The organism is Winogradskyella costae (genome assembly GCF_013403865.1).
In the GTDB taxonomy this organism is placed as follows: Bacteria; Bacteroidota; Bacteroidia; order Flavobacteriales; family Flavobacteriaceae; genus Winogradskyella; species Winogradskyella costae.
The window spans coordinates 1,523,486-1,542,023 of sequence record NZ_JABFDK010000001.1 but is presented as its reverse complement, the minus strand read 5'-3'; the positions used below and the strand labels follow the sequence as shown (position 1 = coordinate 1,542,023).

Annotated in this window: 12 protein-coding genes; 5 read left to right on the top strand and 7 right to left on the bottom strand. The window is 31.9% G+C overall.

What is annotated here, in order from left to right; genetic code table 11:
- Positions 1-15: 15 nt before the first annotated feature.
- Positions 16-372 carry a toxin-antitoxin system YwqK family antitoxin gene (locus tag HM986_RS06585; RefSeq protein WP_179334242.1) on the bottom strand — a complete coding sequence of 119 codons (357 nt, stop codon included), beginning with the start codon at positions 370-372 and terminating at the stop codon, positions 16-18.
- Positions 373-807: 435 nt separating this feature from the next.
- On the opposite strand from HM986_RS06585, the gene HM986_RS06580 reads away from it, so the two are divergent.
- From HM986_RS06580 to HM986_RS06570, 3 genes are all read left to right on the top strand, one after another.
- Positions 808-3,078, top strand: a complete 2,271-nt coding sequence (locus HM986_RS06580; protein WP_179334241.1) for an inorganic phosphate transporter — start codon at positions 808-810, stop codon at positions 3,076-3,078.
- Between the two features lie 246 nt (positions 3,079-3,324).
- Positions 3,325-4,176, top strand: a complete 852-nt coding sequence (locus HM986_RS06575) for an OmpA/MotB family protein (RefSeq protein ID WP_179334240.1) — start codon at positions 3,325-3,327, stop codon at positions 4,174-4,176.
- Between the two features lie 107 nt (positions 4,177-4,283).
- Positions 4,284-5,000, top strand: a complete 717-nt coding sequence (locus HM986_RS06570) for a DUF6503 family protein (protein WP_179334239.1) — start codon at positions 4,284-4,286, stop codon at positions 4,998-5,000.
- A 640-nt stretch (positions 5,001-5,640) separates the two neighbouring features.
- Here HM986_RS06570 and HM986_RS06565 read toward each other — a convergent pair.
- Together HM986_RS06565 and HM986_RS06560 are read right to left on the bottom strand one after the other, a co-directional pair.
- Complete coding sequence (locus HM986_RS06565; RefSeq protein WP_179334238.1) at positions 5,641-7,425, bottom strand: ribonucleoside-diphosphate reductase subunit alpha; 1,785 nt, start codon at positions 7,423-7,425, stop codon at positions 5,641-5,643.
- 21 nt (positions 7,426-7,446) lie between these two features.
- Entirely contained in the window at positions 7,447-8,721 is a 1,275-nt protein-coding gene (locus HM986_RS06560; protein WP_179334237.1) for a ribonucleotide-diphosphate reductase subunit beta, read from the bottom strand.
- An 829-nt stretch (positions 8,722-9,550) separates the two neighbouring features.
- Between HM986_RS06560 and HM986_RS06555 the strand changes: the two genes are divergently transcribed.
- Both HM986_RS06555 and HM986_RS06550 read left to right on the top strand, forming a co-directional pair.
- Positions 9,551-10,285 (top strand): LytR/AlgR family response regulator transcription factor, encoded by a 735-nt coding sequence (locus HM986_RS06555; RefSeq protein WP_179334236.1) that lies wholly within the window; start codon positions 9,551-9,553, stop codon positions 10,283-10,285.
- 9 nt (positions 10,286-10,294) lie between these two features.
- Positions 10,295-12,247, top strand: coding sequence for a tetratricopeptide repeat-containing sensor histidine kinase (locus HM986_RS06550; RefSeq protein WP_179334235.1), 1,953 nt, complete (start codon positions 10,295-10,297; stop codon positions 12,245-12,247).
- Here HM986_RS06550 and HM986_RS06545 read toward each other — a convergent pair.
- From HM986_RS06545 to HM986_RS06530, 4 genes are all read right to left on the bottom strand, one after another.
- Positions 12,244-12,960 (bottom strand): DUF4412 domain-containing protein, encoded by a 717-nt coding sequence (locus HM986_RS06545; protein WP_179334234.1) that lies wholly within the window; start codon positions 12,958-12,960, stop codon positions 12,244-12,246. The genes HM986_RS06550 and HM986_RS06545 overlap by 4 nt on opposite strands.
- A 95-nt stretch (positions 12,961-13,055) precedes the next feature.
- A complete protein-coding gene (locus HM986_RS06540) occupies positions 13,056-16,871 on the bottom strand; it encodes a DUF7619 domain-containing protein (RefSeq protein WP_179334233.1) in 3,816 nt (1,271 codons plus the stop codon).
- A 22-nt stretch (positions 16,872-16,893) separates the two neighbouring features.
- Positions 16,894-17,727, bottom strand: a complete 834-nt coding sequence (locus HM986_RS06535; RefSeq protein ID WP_179334232.1) for a DUF4412 domain-containing protein — start codon at positions 17,725-17,727, stop codon at positions 16,894-16,896.
- 213 nt (positions 17,728-17,940) lie between these two features.
- Positions 17,941-18,456, bottom strand: coding sequence for an outer membrane protein (locus HM986_RS06530; RefSeq protein ID WP_179334231.1), 516 nt, complete (start codon positions 18,454-18,456; stop codon positions 17,941-17,943).
- Between the last annotated feature and the right edge of the window lie 82 nt (positions 18,457-18,538).

The window sequence follows — 18,538 nt, the reverse complement described above, 5'->3', positions numbered from 1 at the left end:
TTATTTATAAAATAGTTAATCTAAAGACACTAATGTTCTATCATTAGACCATTCCACAACACTTACAACAGTATTGTTGCTATAATCTACTTCTTTTAGTGAATCACTTTCCCAGAAAAACCATTTACCAACTTTTTTACCAGCATCATATGTGGCTACGGCTAATTTATTACCTTCAACATCAAAACTCGTCCATTTACCTTGCAGTTTACCATTGGCATCAAAAGCACCAGTTTGTTGCACTTCTCCATTATCATAGAAATAAGTAGCAATTGTTAAATCACCTTTCTTTTCTAATTTAGGAGTATTTTTATTTTGAGCATATGTGAACCCTACACTCAACATTACTAATATTATGACTATCTTTTTCATCTCTATTTGGGTATTTAATTAATAATTACTTTACGAATATAACATTAATTTTACATTTAAGCAATATTTACATAACATTAAGTTAACATTAGACACTTAAAGACTTAATCTTAAGTCGTTTAACAATTACAAAGCCCTTGTCTTTTAAAATTTACACGTTAAAACCTAATATGATCATGGCGCCTAACGTTAATTACCTCGAGAACATCATAAAATCTAAAACTTAAGTTTAAATAAGCATACCGTTTTGATGTTATCAATTTTAGTATGTTTAAAACAAGAGTTTACCTACATTTTTATTAAAATTAATAAAGGACCAAAAACTAAACAACACTAACTATTTGATGCATTTGTAACCTCTAATAATAACATTTAGGTAACATTCTCTTGGAAATAAAAAAGGTACTTTGCAGTCAATTTTATTAATACTTTTTAATGGAAAACCTTTATATCTATATGCTTGCTGCCTTAGCTTTTTTAGCTGTAGCAGATTTAGTTGTTGGTGTAAGTAATGATGCTGTTAATTTTTTAAATTCTGCTATAGGATCTAAAGCGGTTTCATTTAAAACCATAATGATAGTTGCCAGCCTTGGGGTGGCCGTTGGTGCTTTAACCTCTAGTGGAATGATGGAAGTTGCCCGTAAAGGCATCTTTAATCCTGGTGAATTTATGTTCGATGAAATTATGGTCATTTTTATGGCGGTGATGCTCACGGATATTCTACTTCTCGACTTCTTTAACACACTCGGAATGCCAACCTCTACAACAGTATCAATTGTTTTTGAGCTCTTGGGTGCGTCGGTCGCTGTGGCATTGATAAAAATATACAGTAATAGTGAGCAATCTATAATAGACTTAGCGATTTACATCAATAATTCTAAAGCTATTGAAATTATCCTAGGTATATTACTCTCCGTCGCTGTTGCATTTACAATTGGAGCATTAATACAATATGTTTCAAGATTATTATTATCATTTAAGTTTCAAGAAAAACCGTCATGGTATGGCGCTATTTTTAGTGGTGTTGCTAACACGTCTATCTTATACTTCATCCTAATTAAAGGTGTAAAAAACGCTAGTTTTATGAGTGCTGATGTTTCTTCAGTAATAGCATCTAACCCCCTAGCGCTTATCGGCATTAGTTTTGTAGTGTTAACATTACTATCTTATTTAGTTATTCATCTATTTAAAACTAACATTTATACTGTAATTATAGTCATTGGTACGTTTGCCTTAGCAGTCGCTTTTGCAGGAAATGACTTGGTCAACTTTATAGGTGTACCTATTGCAGCATACAATTCTTACGAAGCCTGGTCTGCAAGTGGTGATTTACCAACAGAATATGTAATGACAGCGCTTAATGCGCCAGTAAAAACACAACCTATATTATTATTAGCAGCTGGTCTTATTATGGTTTTAACACTATGGTTTTCTAGCAAAGCTAAATCTGTAGTTAAAACTTCTGTAGATTTATCGAGACAAGATGAAGTTAAGGAACGTTTTGAGCCTAATTTTTTATCGCGGTCTATAGTAAGAGGCACAATTGGTTTGTCAGATAGTTTAAACAAAATCTTACCAAATTCTTATAAAAATTGGGCTGATCTACAATTTGTAAAACCAAAAGTTGTAGCTAAGGCACAAGATATGCCGGCATTTGATTTGGTGAGAGCAGCCGTAAATTTAATGGTGGCAAGTGTATTAATATCTATTGCAACCTCTATGAAATTACCGCTGTCTACAACTTATGTTACCTTTATGGTAGCTATGGGAACTTCTTTAGCAGATAGAGCTTGGGGAAGCGAGAGTGCTGTGTATAGAGTTGCCGGTGTACTTAATGTTATTGGGGGCTGGTTTTTTACAGCGTTTAGTGCTTTTGTTGCCGCTGCAATTATGGCTTATATCTTATATTATGGTCAAGGTTATGCATTGGTTGGCTTATTGGTTTTAGCAATTCTTCTTTTGTTAAGAAGCTTTTTATCGCATCGTAAGAGTTCTAAAATGTTACAAGAGGAAGACCAATTAGAGAAAGCTGAAAGTAGTTCTACTCAAGGTGTTATCCATGAGAGTGCTTCTAATATTGCTAGTGTTATAAAACGTGGTAACAGAGTCTATACATCAGCTATTAACGGTTTAGCTGTTCAAGATTTAAAATTGCTTAAAAAGAACAGAAAGCAGATTGAAAAGCTATCTAGTGAAATAGATGATTTAAGAGATAACATTTTCTATTTTATTAAAAACTTAGAAGAACCAAGTTTAGAAGCTAGTAATTTCTACATTAATATCTTGGGTTACTTACAAGATATGGCACAATCTTTAGACTACATTTCTAAAGTAAGTCATAAACACGTAAACAACAATCATAAGAAATTAAAGTTTAGCCAGATTAAGGAGCTTAAAGACTTAGACATACGTATGGAAGCTTTATTTTCTGCGACTCAAGCAGCCTTCGAATCTCGTTCTTTTGAACAAATTGGAGCTGTACTAACTGAAAAAACAGAAGTTTACAACTTAGTCCGAGATAAAATTCAGAAGCAAGTAGAACGAACTCGTAATGAAGAATCTAGTCCTAAAAACACAACATTATATTTTAGTTTATTACTAGAGACTAAAGATTTACTGACCGCAATGATGAATTTATTAGAAGAGTATTACAACTCACATGATAGTTCTGTTGAGCCTGCTACAATTCAAACAGAAGAAGAGTAGATCACATCTAAAATATTTAATTTAAAGCTTCAAGTCTTCATATGATTTGAAGCTTTTTTTTGCAAGAAACTTACAGACTGTATTCTCACCCTTAGACTTTCATCTTTAAACATATAGATCAAACTAAAAACCTAAGTTAATTTAGACTAAACCGGATAAAAGTTAATTATCTTTAACGTTCAACATCCAAATACGACCTTTTGTCGTATATATAACTTTAAAACTATAATAACTAAAAATTATAAAATGAAGAAAATTTCAATCCTATTAGTAACCGCTGTAATATTAAGTTCATGTGTGTCTAAGAAAAAATACCTAGCCCTAGAGCAACAACAAGGAGAAACTTTAAGTGAGTTAACTAAGACTAGAGTAGAAAAAGAAGATTTAGAAAATAAGTTTGCCGTTATTGAAGCCAGAGTGAATCAATACAATACTAAGATACAATCTTTAAACGAAGATGTTGAAGGCTTAACTATTGAGAACAAAGCAAAATTTCAGGTATCTGAAGATGGTACTGTAGCTTCTGGAGCAAGCAAAGAAAAAATGCGCGAAACGCTTAAAAACGTTAGCCCAGAGAAATTAGCAGGTGCTAAAACGTTAAAAGATTCTATGAATGTAGCAATACAGTACAACTTAAGTAAAGCTATGAACACTAGTGATCTTGACGAAGATGAAGATATCGTTGTTGATATCAACGAAACTGTAGTTATGATTTCTATTGCTGATAACATGTTATTTAACACAGCGAGTTACAGAGTAGGTAACAAAGCTGACAAAATTTTACAAAAATTAGCTGATGTCATTAACTCTGAGCCTAGTTTAGATGTTATGGTTGAAGGTCATACAGATGCAAGAAGCATAAACACCGATAAAATTGCAGACAACTGGGATTTAAGCGTACTACGTGCAACATCTGTTGTTAGAAAATTACAAAAGCAGTTTAAAGTAGCACCTGAGCAATTAATTGCTTCTGGTCGTAGTAGCTACCAACCTTTAGTTGAAAATGACAACAATGCTAACAGAGCAAAAAACAGAAGAACGCGTATTATATTAATGCCAAACATTGATAAGTTCTTCGCCATGATGGAAGAAAAATAAGTCATAAATCTATTTAGATTTTAACTCAAAAGCACCCTCCCGAACATATCGGCATTGGGTGCTTTTTTTTTGTTTGATATATTGTAATTTGTAAAAAAATAACTGACATGAAATCTTTCCTTGCCTTAGCCCTATTCTTATGGTCTTTTTCTAGTTTTAGCCAAAACCCATCCTCACAAGAATTATTAGACAACGCTATTAATTATCACGATCCTAATGGTAATTGGGAACACTTTAATGATACGTTTACCGTGGTAATGACTATGCCTAAGTCTGCAAAGCGTACTAGTACTATTTCAATTAATTTACCTGCTGAATATTTTAGTGTCACCGCCACAAAAGATACCGTAACAACGACGTATGCCTTAAACAAGGATAAATGCACGTTGACTTATAACGGTAAAGTTTTAGACAGTCTTAAGGCCAAAGACAAAAACATGACTTGCGATAGAGCGACACTTTACAAAAACTACTATTCGTATTTGTATGGTTTGCCAATGAAGTTGAAAGATGAAGGCACTAATCTTGGTAAGGTTGAAAAGAAAATCTTTAAAGGCAAAGATTATTTGGTTTTAAAAGTAACGTACGATGAAGCCGTAGGTAGTGATGTTTGGTATTTTTACTTTAACCCGAAGACGTATGCTATGGAAATCTATCAGTTCTTTAAAACAGATGAGAATGGTAAAGAGAAAACAGATAGTGGTGAATATATATTACTTTCTGAAGAAACACTTCTAAACGGTATTAAAATACCTAAAGTAAGAGCTTGGTATTATAATAAAGCGGATAAGTATTTGGGGACGGATACTTTGGTTGAGGATTAGAGTTTTTTAGGATAAAGATGATTTTAACAGAATTAGGATTTATCATTATTAATGATACTAAGCCCATTAACTATAGTAATAATAAAAAAAATTATTATTACTATATGAGTACGATAAATATATAGTACTTTTGTAATGCTTTTAAAAGCGAAAAGCCTGTTGTTGGCGCAACAGACTTATTTTTTACTAATTACACCTGCCGCTTTGGTCAGGAGTCGTGGAATTTAAAGTAGCCACATTTTGATAAGACTTACTGCAGTACGAACTACAAGTCTAATCTCTTTTTTGAACACCATCCACCATTGTGGGTTGTTCCGTTTATTTTTACTCAATATTTCTAAAGGTTAAAATTATACTCCCTTAATTTAAGGTCTAAGGGCTCTAACCTATTTTAACTTATTTCATTTTCAATATAGTTTAGGTTATTATTATTTTCTACTCTTTATTTTTAATATCTTTTTCTAGGCAATACCTTTTAATCTATAGCTTTAACACTTTATACAAAAAAAATTTTATAAAATTCTGATTTACAATATTTTACTAACAATTTAACAGTTTAAAATTCCGCCTTAAAAAACCACCCTACAGTAGAGTGGTTTTAAATTTTATTATGAGAGATTACTGCCTTCGCAGCAATTTATTACCCTTCACAACTCGTACAATCTTTCTTTTGCTTAAACTTCTGTGCAGCATTCATACTGTGTTGGTAGTACAATGACTTCACACCTAATTGCCAAGCCGTAACATAGATCTTATTAATATCTTTTACAGGCATATCTGGATGCACCATAATGTTCAACGACTGTGATTGATCGATATGATTTTGTCTGTTTGCTGCCTGGTAGATAATTGTCATTTGATCAATTTCAGAATAGGTTTTAAACACATTCTTCTCTTCTTCTGTAAGACCTTCTAAATGTTGTACAGAACCATCATAATCACGGATGCTTTTCCAAACATCGCTCGTATTCATTCCTTTTTCTTTTAAAAGCTCTAACAAATAAGGATTCTTAATCGTTGTTTTGATTTTTGCGATATCCTTTACATAACTATTAGACCAAATTGGCTCAATACCTTGCGATACTTGCCCTAAAATAAACGCTGAAGATGTGGTTGGCGCTACAGCATTTAAGGTAGTATTACGTCTTCCGTAACCTTTTAATACTTCTGGCTCACCAAATAACTTAGCTAGCTCTTCTGAGGCTTTAACCGATTTATCTTTAATTGTTTTAAAGATTTCACTGTTTAAGTCAAATGCCTCTTTACTATCAAAACCTACCATTTTAGATTGTAATAATGAGTGCCATCCTAAAGCTCCTAAACCTAAAGCTCTGTTTTCTTTAGCAAACGTGTATGCTTTTTCCATAAACATAAATGTATGTCTATCATCACGGCTATCAGAATCTCTATACACTTCTAATTTTGTAATAAACTCTTCTAAAACAGCGTCTAAGAAATATACCATTGTTTCAACAGCATCTGTATCTTTCCACTTATCATAATGTAATAAGTTTATAGAAGATAATACACAAACAAAAGACCAACGATCGTTTGTAGGTAACATAATTTCTGAACATAAGTTACTGGCATAAATCTCATGTTTTTGATCTTTATAAGCATCCGGTGCATTGTTATTAGCATTGTCTCTAAAGAAAATATAAGGATAGCCTATCTCTCCTCTACGTTGTAATACTTTTGCCCAAATAGCTCTTTTATCCGCATCGCCATCAATCATTTCTTGCATCCACTCATCACCTACAGTAACACCATGTGTTAACTCTTGTATTGGATTTCCTTCTGTTCCTATTTCTAAAAACTCGTGTATATCTTGATGCTCAATTGGTAAGTATGGAGAAAAACGACCTCTTCTCACTGACCCTTGACTTACAACATCAACCATTTTTTCAAACAACTGCATAATGTGAACTGCACCAGAAGACTCACCGTTATTTTTTACAGGAGCACCTCTATGACGCAATTTTCCAAAATAACCAGAAGTACCACCTCCTAATTTAGACATCATACCTACTTCTGACTGTGTATAAAGGATATCTCCCATATCATCAGAAATATGCGAACCAAAACAACTAATTGGTAAGCCACGTTTTTTTCCGAAGTTAGACCATACTGGAGATGCTAATGAATAGTAGCCTTCAGCCATATAACCGTAGAACTTATCTGCAAAACCATCGATGCCTAATATTTTCTCTGCATTATTAGCAACTTCTCTAATACGCTCTTCTGGAGTTGTATCTCCTGTAAGGTAACCAGAGGCTAAAAATTGACGACTATGTTCTGTTAACCATTTTATTTCTGGTTCTGCTTTAGCTTCTTTTATGGCTTCCTTTCTAGCTTTAATTAATTCATCGTGGCTAGATGTTTGTGTTGTTTCGTGAATCACTGTGTTTTTGATGTCTTGGTTCATATGGTCGTTGTTGTTTATGGTTTAAAATAAGTCGTCTCCGGTTACACTTTTTTGTCTCTTTGCATAATTTATAGAACGCTTCACGAAGAAATCTCCATGCTTTGTTCCAATAATTTCGTCATCAAACCATTCGGTTTGCACTAATAATTTTTCATCTACATCGAATACTTTGTCAATGCCAATGCTTTCTAATGAATTATTAAATCTGTTTTTAATGAACTCATTAATTACATCTTTAGGTAAGAAATCTAACTCACCGGCTTCAAAGATCCAATCCACAAGTTTACTTTCAGAATCAAATGCTTCTACACATAAGTCTCTTACTAAAGAACTATGTTCTGCATCAAACCAAGTTGGGTTTTCATTTTTGATAATTTTAATAATATCAATTCCGAAATCACCATGAATTTGTTCTTCCTTAGATGTTGCTTCAACCACATTAGACACCCCTTTAAGCATGTTTTTATGTTTGTTAAACGCCATGATGATTAAAAACTGAGAAAATAAAGATACATGCTCAATAAATAGAGAGAACAATAAAATTGACTCTGCATATTCTTTATTATCTTCACTTTTCGCATTCTTTAAAGCGGTTTCTAAATAATGAACTCGTCTCATTATTACCGGCTTTTTCTTCAGGTTTTTAAATTCGTTATTAAGACCTAATATTTCTAATAAATGTGAGTAAGCATCATGATGACGTACTTCACTTTCTGCAAATGTTGCTCCTACAGATCCGATTTCTGGCTTAGGCATTTTATTATAAATCTCACCCCAAAACGATTTCACAGCGACTTCAATTTGAGAAATAGCAAGCATTGTATTTTTAATAGCATTTTGCTCTACAACGGTCAATCTTGTTTTAAAATCCTGTATATCACTTGTAAAGTTAAATTCAGAATGAATCCAGTATGAGTGTCTAATCGCATCTACATATTCGTTAAGTTCTGGATACTCATAAGGCTTTAAGTTAATACGCTTTTCAAAAATGTTCGTTTTTCTACTTCTCGCCTGCTCGTCTCTATATAAGATGTATGCTTTTGCAACACTTGGAAATGAGCTTGTCATTAATTTTTCTTCAACAAGATCTTGAACCTCTTCTACAGTAGGTAAATAATTGTAATCTTTTCCTTTTCTCTCTAATAAGGTTTGCAACACACTAACGGAGATTGCATTGGCATCTTCCTTACCACCATTTCCTACAGAAAGCATCGCTTTCTCAATAGCGTTTGTAATTTTATTTAAAACAAACGGACTTGTTTCATAATCTCTTTTAATAATCTGGGTAATCTCCATAATTCTTTTAATTTTAAAGCCTATCTCGTCATCAGAATGGCATGAAACCATTCTAAACCAGTTGGGTAAATCCGTTAAACGTTTTATATTTTTCCTTTATAGAAATAAAGGGCTGAATTTTATAAAAAATGATTTTTCTTCTCGATTTTCAAATCCAAAAAACTAGAAAAATCTATTCTATTTTGCTCGCCACAAAGATTGACAATTGTCAGTAAAAATGAAAGCTAATTTTATAAACATTGTCAACAAGTTCTTAACAAATCAGTTTATCACAGAGAAAAACGGAAGATTACAAAAACACATACTAAACACCTGTTTTATAGTAATTTAAAACTGAGCAAATACATATAAAAATGTAAGTTTTATCGTGTTAAAATAAAGGTTAACAAGCGAGTTTATTGACGGTTAAGACATAAATATTTGGTTAAAATTAAGCCACAAAAAAGAGCGCTGACATAACGCTCTTTTTCCCTAATAACTAACTAAAATTAATAATAAGCAATTAAAAAATCACTTATTACAAATTAACACAGTAATGAAAGATTAGAATTTTTAAAATCCTAAATTCTACTAATTAATAGCGTACTAACCAAAAAGCAAACCCCTAATTCGCTATAATTTTTTTGGTTAATTTCATTACACAAATATGCTTATAATTATCTATAATTCAATAGTGTAATGTATAAATGGTAAAAAAACGTGTGTATCTGGCTGTGCTATTTTTCATCAAAACATTTTAGCACGCTATACACAAAACTATGCATTACACACATATTTATATTCCTAACACTCAATATATTGTTATATTTAGATTTCATAATTTATACCTATGTTAAAAGCAGTAATCGTAGACGATGAACCAAAAGCCGTACAAAGTTTAATTTGGGAAATCAATAATTTTAGTGATGAAATAGAAGTCATGGCCTCCTTTACTGATCCAGATGAAGCCTTAACGTATTTAAATTCGCATACTCCAGATTGCCTATTCTTAGATGTACAAATGCCAACTATTGGTGGTTTTCAATTTTTAGAACAACTTAACGATCCCAATTTTGCAGTAATTATTACTACTGCTTACGACGAATACGCCATAAAAGCTTTAAAGCACGATGCTATAGATTACTTACTTAAACCTATTGATTCGGACGATTTAAAACACTGCATCGCAAAAATTAAAAAACATAGTGAGCGCACTATTAATTCACAAAAATTAGAGCGAATGCTCACTAACTTTAATTCGCAATTCGATAAAAAAAAGATTACCATTAACACGGATGGCAAGCTCCTTTTCTTAGATGTCGATGATATTATATATATAGAATCCGACGGCAATTACAGCACGTTATTTTTACAAGACCAAAAAAAAATAGTGCTAACCAAAAAATTAAAAGAAGTTGACGCCATCTTACCAGAGCATTATTTTTTCAGAATACACAACTCTTACATTATTAACTTAAACAAGATTAAAGCATTCATTAAAAACGAGGGTTATGTAATTATGGACAGTGATCATAAAATTCCTGTAGCGAGACAGCGCAAATCAGATTTTCTTGAAAAACTATAAATCAAAATCATGAATTATTCGTTTAAGTTTCAACTATTAAACTTATGTCTGGTTTTTTTCTTTTTTAGTTCCTATAGTTCTGCACAACAACTAAATTTTGAGAACTCATTAATTTACATAAAAAACAATACACCAACGCTATACACCGAAATTGATTCTTTGTTTGAACCATTTGAACAAGATAGCCTAAAAATGAAACGCTTGTTTACGGTTTCTAAAGACATCGCTTCTTTTGAAAGTTGCAGCTATGCTCTTAACGCCCTAGGGGTCATTCAAAGAAATATTTCTAAATACGACCAAGCTATTGCTTTACATGAAGAGGCAAAAGTCTATGCAGATAAAACAGAGAGCACAGAATTTAAAATCATTAGCCTAAATATGATAGGCGTTGTTTATAGACGGATGGACGTGGTTAAATTGGCTTTGGATTACCACACAGAAGCTTTAAAAATCGCCTATTCTGTGCATCAACCCTCACAAACTATAACAGAGAATATCGCTGTTTCCCAAAATAGTATTGGTAATATTTATTTGGCATTAAAACAGTATGACTTGGCCATTAATCAATTTAATAAATCTCTTAAAATTGAAAAAAGTATTGATAATAAATTAGGCTTAGCTATTAATTATCATAACATAGGTTATGCACAAGAAGCTAAAGGAAATTTAGGCTCAGCCTTGTCTAGTTTTCAACAATCATTGGATTACAATAATATGATTAATTCTGAAATCGGACGTGTTATCTGTTTCAATAGCATCGGTGGCATTTATCTGAAACAACAGAATTACAAAAAAGCGGAACCGATTCTTAAAGAAGCACTAAGTAAGGCTTTAGATATTGACGATCAATACTATATTTCTGCTTCGTATGTCAACCTTGGGCAATTAGAAATAGAAACCAACCAACTCATTTCTGCAGAAAAGCATTTAAAGAAAGCACTTAACATTGCAAATTCTTATAACTTAAAGTCCACTGTTGTAGAATCTAGCAAATTACTATCTAAACTTAACCAAAAGAATAACGACTTTAAAACAGCATTAAAATATTACCAAGAGGCTGTTGAAATAGAAAACACCATATTAACGGAACAAAACCTACAGTATGTTAATGACATTGCTGTTGAATATGAAAACGAAAATAAAAACAACCAAATAAGAGCTTTAGCGTTAGAAAATGAATCTGTTCGCTTACGCCTAGAGCACAATAAACAAATCTTACTTTATACCTCTCTACTCTTAGGAATTATTGGCATCGCCCTTTTTATCGTTCACAGAACAAAAGCCTTAAAACGAGACAAACATATTTTAACTTTAGAGCAAGATATGTTACGAAGTCAAATGAATCCTCATTTTATTTTTAACTCACTAAATTCCATAAAGCTCTATATCATTAATAATGATAAAACTAATGCGGTTTATTATCTCAATAAGTTCTCAAAACTCATCCGAAAAATTTTAATGGCTTCTAAAGAAAAAGAAACCTCTCTAAATGACGAGTTAGAAACCATGAAATTGTATATGAATATTGAAAACATTCGGTTTTCAAATGAAATAGATTTTACGATTACGGTAGATCCGTCAATAAATACCGAGATTATAAAATTACCGTCGTTGGTACTTCAACCTTTTTTAGAAAACTCGTTATGGCATGGCCTATCTTCAAAATCTAACAACAAAACAATAACCTTGAATGTTAAAAAGAACTTAGCCAACTTTATCACCGTTGAAATTACAGATAATGGTATCGGCAGGCTAGCTTCCAAAAAACTAAATGACAGAAAGCGACTTGAACGGAACTCAGTAGGCATCGATATTACCAAAGCACGATTGGCTAATTTTTCGGAATCATTTCAAAATTCATATACTTTAGAGATTGAAGATTTATACGAAAACGAAAACCCTTCTGGCACTAAAATAATTTTACAAATTCCCGTAAAATTGAAGAATCAAATTATTACTTAACCTCCAAATACTCCCATCATAGAACCATATTTTGTGGTATCAATTGAAAAATCTGTTTTCTCCAAACTGGTGCATTCCATGGTGATATTATTTTTGGATTTCTTTTTATCTTCATAAATCATTTCCATCATTAAGCCTTTCTCAGCGTATTTTTTCATCATATCTGCATTAAATCCTTTTGGAAGATTCTTAACATTATCTCCAAACATTTGATTGAAACTCACAGGCACATCATCCGTAATATAATAGATAATTTTTACTTTATCATTTTCACTCAAATAGCCTTCGCAGTCATAACCATTAATAGTTTTTGAATCGATTTGTTTAAAATCATAATCTGACATATCCTCTTGCTTAGAAGTAAAATCTGAGGTTTTTAATTTTGTTTTCTGAACCACTTTTTTACCCATCATTTCCATAAACATGGCTGTAATTTCGAGCTCAGCATCCATGACCATAAATATGTTAGTATCCGCACTTCCTTTTGTCATTTCAGCAGTATCAAAACCAAAGTAGTTAGCATCTTCCTTTAGATAGTAATCCAGGTTTACATCTCCTTTTTTATGGGTTAATTTAAGTTTATAGATGTACTCAAAGTTATAAGACTCTGGAAGCTTAACTTTATTTGCTTTTCCGAATTGCGCAAAAACAGTTTGTAGCATAAAGAAACAAACTACAAATAGACTGCTTTTTAAAAAATTTAGAGTTTTCATATTTTATGTTTTTTATTAAAGCATACATAATCAATTAATAACTAAATGATTATGTATACTTAGAGAATTATATGGTGTAATTAGTAACCTTAGAGTTAATTTATAATTAGCTTCTTATTTAAGGTACCACGTTCTGAACTAACTTTTAAGATATAAGTACCTTCTGCTAATTGAGAAACATCAATATGCTTGCTTGTGGTTTCTAATACTTTGTTTCCCAAAATAGTATAGACCTCAACATTTTTAATTTGTAATTTTGTCTCTATATTAACTATTGAATGTGTAGGATTCGGATACATTCTAAACTGAGACACCAAGTCCTCATCTTCAATACCTAATGTTTCTATAGTTAAGAAACGCACCTGAATTATATTGGTAATAATCGCAGGGTTTTGATCAAAATAGATGTTAGCGCTATTATTTACAATGGTATCTTCTGCAATACCTTCATCTGCTTTTACCATAAACTTTATATAACCATCATTATTGGCATCATCAAATGGTAAAAAGATATCATTGAAGCTAAATTTTAAAACATTTTCCCCTGCTCCATTTTTAAGAATATCTACATTATAATTATGACTTGCTTCTATCACTTTTACTGAGTTAGGATCTAAATTAGCATCCAACACATCAGTGACAACCACATCTTTTGCTGAGAAATTTCCTGAGTTTTCAAAACGAATGGTATAGGTTAACCATTTGCGTTCAATATGTCTATCGTTAACTACTCCAGGAACCCCTTCATCTACCAATTTATCATTGGGATCGTATGAACTATAAATTTTAGCACTATAAGGTCCTGGTCCATACACTTGTTTAGGTTCTAAGTATGGTGGATCTATATAAACATCGTTTGGATTTAAATAGGGCGAATCGTCTACATCAAAACCACTATTGTTTTCATCACGATCTTCAAGAGGAAATAAAATTATAGGATCTATAAGCGGATTACTATTAGCGTCTTCAAAATTATCAGAGCCCATCTTTGAAACACCATGATTTATAATTACACCTGATTCAGAAGGATCAAACAGACCTGTATCTATTTCTATTATGTACGTATTAAGTGGACTTACCGCTGGTATGGTAATTTTAATATCGGTTTGTGCTCCAGTTTCTATGATGTCTGGCGTAATCGTTAATTCATTTTGCGTATAAGCACCTGGTAGTAAATCTACGCTCCACTTGTTATTTCTTTGATCAATAGTTACTTTTTCTATAAGTTGAAAGCCTCCATTAGGATCTAACTCATACACTTTTACATCATCTATTGACGGTAAAATATTGTTACTATTTTCATCTTGATTTTTAAACGTATAAGTAACTTCGAGATTGTTAAACGTTTTTGTTGGTGATAAATTACCGATTGCAGTAGTATAGGTGTTTTCAAAATTAGCTCTTACAAATCCCCAAGCTCCTAATTTAGAACTGCTTTTTACAAGTAAAGAATTCACAAACTTAGGTTTTAGCTGAAAATCATTTCCATCGTAATTTTGATCACTGCTACCAACAACAACTTCTAACTGTCTATTTGAAGCTGTAACAAATTGTCCAATAGTTGGCAATGTAATTTCATAAGTTGAATTTTCATCATACATATAGAATGCATAAACTCCATTGGCATTGGTAAATGTAGAATATACATTCCCATTTAGTTTTAAAGCTACTAATTGACCTGCATACTCTTCACCTGCATCAAAAACATCGTTTTCATTAAGATCGTTATATATTAAACCAGAAACATTATAAGTTTCACCTTCAGTTCTGTATTCCGTAGCCATATCTGCATCTGTAAGCTTAAATGTGTTTAGAGAAGCATGTGTCCACATGGCACCCTGACCATCAATAGACAAATCATCTGGTCTATAGTGACCCAAAGCTGGCAAAATAGAATTGATACCTTCTAAAAACGTGGTACTAAATGACACGTTAGAGGTTCCTGCATTTTCAATTTTTACAATGGCAGTATTATCATTTAATAATACATGAGCAACATTATTAGTATCTACTATTAATGATACTATTTTAGAAAGCTCAGGATAATTAGCCCCTGGGTAAGTTGTAAATGTGCTGCCATCGTAATAAATAAGCCCATTGGATCTCACAAACCACATCGCACCATTTGGTGCTGCAACAGTTCGTTTTAATGTTCCTAAATTTTCAGTAAATGTATAATCCGTTGTCGTTGCAGTACTGGTTTCAAACTTTTTAATGATAGAACCATTACTTGCATTTTTAGAAAACCAGGCATCACCATTAGAGTCTACCTGAAAATTATAAATATTTTCATAGCTAGCATCTAAATCGAACGTCGCTATAACTTGATTATATTTTAAAATCTTAACCTGTAAGGTACTTTCGTTATACCACCAAACCTCATCTTTATGACGTACTAATCCATTTGCGTTTTGATTTGTATCGTTTAATAAACCATAAAAAAGAGGTGTATCTATTTTGGTGATTTTAGTACCACTTATACTTAATGGTATAATAGGCTTATCATCTATATCGATGGCTGCATAACTACCGAGATTGGATACATCTGTAAATACAAACTGCTCGTCATTAGCCATACGATGTACAATAACATCGTCATACCAATTAAACCACCACATACCACCATTATCATCTGGTAAATTATAATTAAACCGCTTGCTAGATAAGTAAGAAATATTTCCTGTTTCATTATCTGTTATGGAAGACCAATTACCGTTATCATTTATTAAAATTTGATCAACACTACTAGAACCCGAAGAAGCTGAAAACGTTGTGAAATAAAATTTATCGTTTTTATAAAAGATATTATCTGGCACATATGGTGATTCTAAACCTAATTGTGGTAAATCTGCTAATGGTATTTGTTCCCATTGCGGCACACCTTGATCAAATTCTAACTTTATTAAACCATTATAGTTAAGTGCTGTACACCAAATTGTGCCAGCATTATCTAGAGCTATATTACTAAACTTATACGTATAGGCAGGATTAGTAGCTCTTGGTAATTCATATTGCTCAAAGGTTTCATTTGCGATATTAAATTTAAGAATACTACCATCGTTAGTTTCATTTAAAGCTAACCATAAGTCACCATTATCATCAAACTTAATATCACTTACATTGTCGCTTGGTATACTTGGTGTTGAAGTAGTATTGTAACTTGTAGTTGTATAATCTAGTACACTTACTTTAAATAAACCTGATTGAATACCAAAATACAAATGATTATCTCGATAGGTGAACGTTGGCGAAATCAGTGCACCAGCTGATAATTGCGCAACATTGATAGACAAAGACAATGCACTAATATGTACTAACCCAATAGTCTCATTGTAACTGTACAGATGAGGACCACTGCCATCACGTGCAATAATCCAAGCTACATCACGATCTTCATCGTATGTCATAGTTACAGGACTACGAAAATCAGAAAATTCTATTGTAGATATCGTCTTTTGAGTACGGTTGTAGGTATATAAATAATAGTCACCACCAGAAAAAATAACATTGTTATTAGGCATAATTAAAGCACCTCTAAAAATATTATCATTTTGCCAATCTCCAGCTGTGGTAAAATCTGGAATGGCAATGTTTGGTACATTTTCATATGTACCATCTGCTAGTTTAATAGATAAGCCATCATTAGTTACAAATGCTTCATCTGCATTCGCTCTATTCTCTACCATATACCTTATATTTCTGTTATTAAGCCCATAACTTTCTTCTACAACTCCTAAATTTCCGTTGCCATCGCAAAAGGTTAATTTACCAGCCGCTTCTGGTATGGTGTTTCCACATTCATTAGCATAAAACACTAATTTAGTTCCTGGAATATAAGCTTCAGATTTTGTAATTTGAGCACTAATCGCTATTGAAAATAACAATGCTAAAATGAGTAATTTTGTTTTCATGATTGGTTTTTTACGTCTATAATTAATTTTTACTACCTAATTCACTTAAAGAACCATACTGACTTACGTCTAAGGTATAATCTACTTTCTTAAGCTCGGTACATGTGGTTTTAAAATTGTTATTGCTGTTTTTATCACTAGTAAATTCGGCTTCTAACATAAGACCATCTTTTAAATTTGTTAGAAGTTCTTTATTAAAGCCTTTAGGCATGCTTTGATTTTTACCAAATGCAGAATGCAAACTAATTGGTGCATTATTTGCCATATAAAAATGCATGGTTCCGTCGTTTATTTGGGTTTTATAACCTTGACAACTATATCCTAAAATCTCTTTAGTATCTGTTTTTTCTAATGTGAAATTATTGGTGTTTTCTTCTAAAGGATCTGCTTCAGGAAGCTCCATCGCTCTGTATATTTTTTGACCATTTACATCCATAAAAGTGATAAACGCGCCTCTGTCACTATCCATTATAGTTTTGCTATTTTTTGAAGTATTAAACTCATCTAAAATCACAATTATACCAATGTATGCTGCTTCTTTCTTTAACATATAATACATGTTAATCTCTTTATCTTGAGTTTCCGTTTTCATGCTATATTTCCATTCAAAATGATAGCTATCCGGAAGTTTTACATCTACTTTTTCCGTTTTTAGATCTATATTATCTATGCCGTCTTCTGCTTCGTCAAATACTTTGTCTATATTTTTATTAACGCGTTTTTCTGCGCGATTTTCGGCTTCTCTTTCAATTTTTTTCTCTGCTTTTTTTGCTAATTTCTTCCAAAACTGCGCTTGAACAGCATTACTCATTAATAGAAAAACAAGTGTAAGAAATAGTGGTTTTAGTGCTTTCATATGCATTGCATTAACGTTTTAACAACTCGGTATTTTCTATTTAGTGTCTGTTTTAAAAAAAGGTAAACACAATTCTTTATTTTTTTTATTAATAATTTGAAATCTTACTTTTTAGTACGTCTAAATACTAGGGCATAAAAAAACTCAGGACTTTATATTATCCTGAGTTTTTTAAAATTTAAATAGTCTTAAAGGGCTAAAAAAGCTGATTGCTTATAATTTATATTTTACACCAGCTGCTATAACTAACTGTCCACCATCAATGATGACATATTTTAATTCTGCAAAAGGTTCAATTTTACTACCAATATTAAAGTTAGCACCTGCACCTAAGTTTAGACCTATTCTGCCATCACTTGATGAGTAATTTTCTCCTAAAAACGAATTATTACCATCATAAGAGACTTTGACACTAGAGTAATTTAAACCTCCAATACCATAAACAGAAATGTTTTCTTCATCCATAAAATAGTAATTGGCATTGGCATTAAACTCAAACCAATTCACTTTAATAAAGCTCTCTTCTTTTGGTAAATAGTAAATAAAGGAAGGCGCAATAGTAAGTTTATCCATAATTGGAAATTCTGCATTGACACCAATCCCTATATTTTCTATTTCTGTACCATAGGCTAAAAAGCCACCTATTTTAGTCTCTGTTTGTGCGTTAACGGTAAATACACCTAAGACACTAATGAATACAAATACTGTTATTAATTTAAAGTTTTTCATGGTTTAAAATTTTGTTTGTTTTATTGCTGTTTTTAATGATGATTACGCTTTTTATTTCTATAAAAAATGCAATTTGTTGTTT

Excerpts from the sequence above, each read along its gene's own strand:
- HM986_RS06540 (WP_179334233.1), bottom strand. The coding sequence starts at position 16,871 with ATGAAAACAAAATTACTCATTTTAGCATTGTTATTTTCAATAGCGATT.
- HM986_RS06560 (WP_179334237.1), bottom strand. The coding sequence starts at position 8,721 with ATGGAGATTACCCAGATTATTAAAAGAGATTATGAAACAAGTCCGTTT.
- HM986_RS06565 (WP_179334238.1), bottom strand. The coding sequence starts at position 7,425 with ATGAACCAAGACATCAAAAACACAGTGATTCACGAAACAACACAAACA.
- HM986_RS06575 (WP_179334240.1), top strand. The coding sequence starts at position 3,325 with ATGAAGAAAATTTCAATCCTATTAGTAACCGCTGTAATATTAAGTTCA.
- HM986_RS06580 (WP_179334241.1), top strand. The coding sequence starts at position 808 with ATGGAAAACCTTTATATCTATATGCTTGCTGCCTTAGCTTTTTTAGCT.
- HM986_RS06550 (WP_179334235.1), top strand. The coding sequence starts at position 10,295 with ATGAATTATTCGTTTAAGTTTCAACTATTAAACTTATGTCTGGTTTTT.
- HM986_RS06535 (WP_179334232.1), bottom strand. The coding sequence starts at position 17,727 with ATGAAAGCACTAAAACCACTATTTCTTACACTTGTTTTTCTATTAATG.
- HM986_RS06530 (WP_179334231.1), bottom strand. The coding sequence starts at position 18,456 with ATGAAAAACTTTAAATTAATAACAGTATTTGTATTCATTAGTGTCTTA.
- HM986_RS06585 (WP_179334242.1), bottom strand. The coding sequence starts at position 372 with ATGAAAAAGATAGTCATAATATTAGTAATGTTGAGTGTAGGGTTCACA.
- HM986_RS06555 (WP_179334236.1), top strand. The coding sequence starts at position 9,551 with ATGTTAAAAGCAGTAATCGTAGACGATGAACCAAAAGCCGTACAAAGT.
- HM986_RS06570 (WP_179334239.1), top strand. The coding sequence starts at position 4,284 with ATGAAATCTTTCCTTGCCTTAGCCCTATTCTTATGGTCTTTTTCTAGT.
- HM986_RS06545 (WP_179334234.1), bottom strand. The coding sequence starts at position 12,960 with ATGAAAACTCTAAATTTTTTAAAAAGCAGTCTATTTGTAGTTTGTTTC.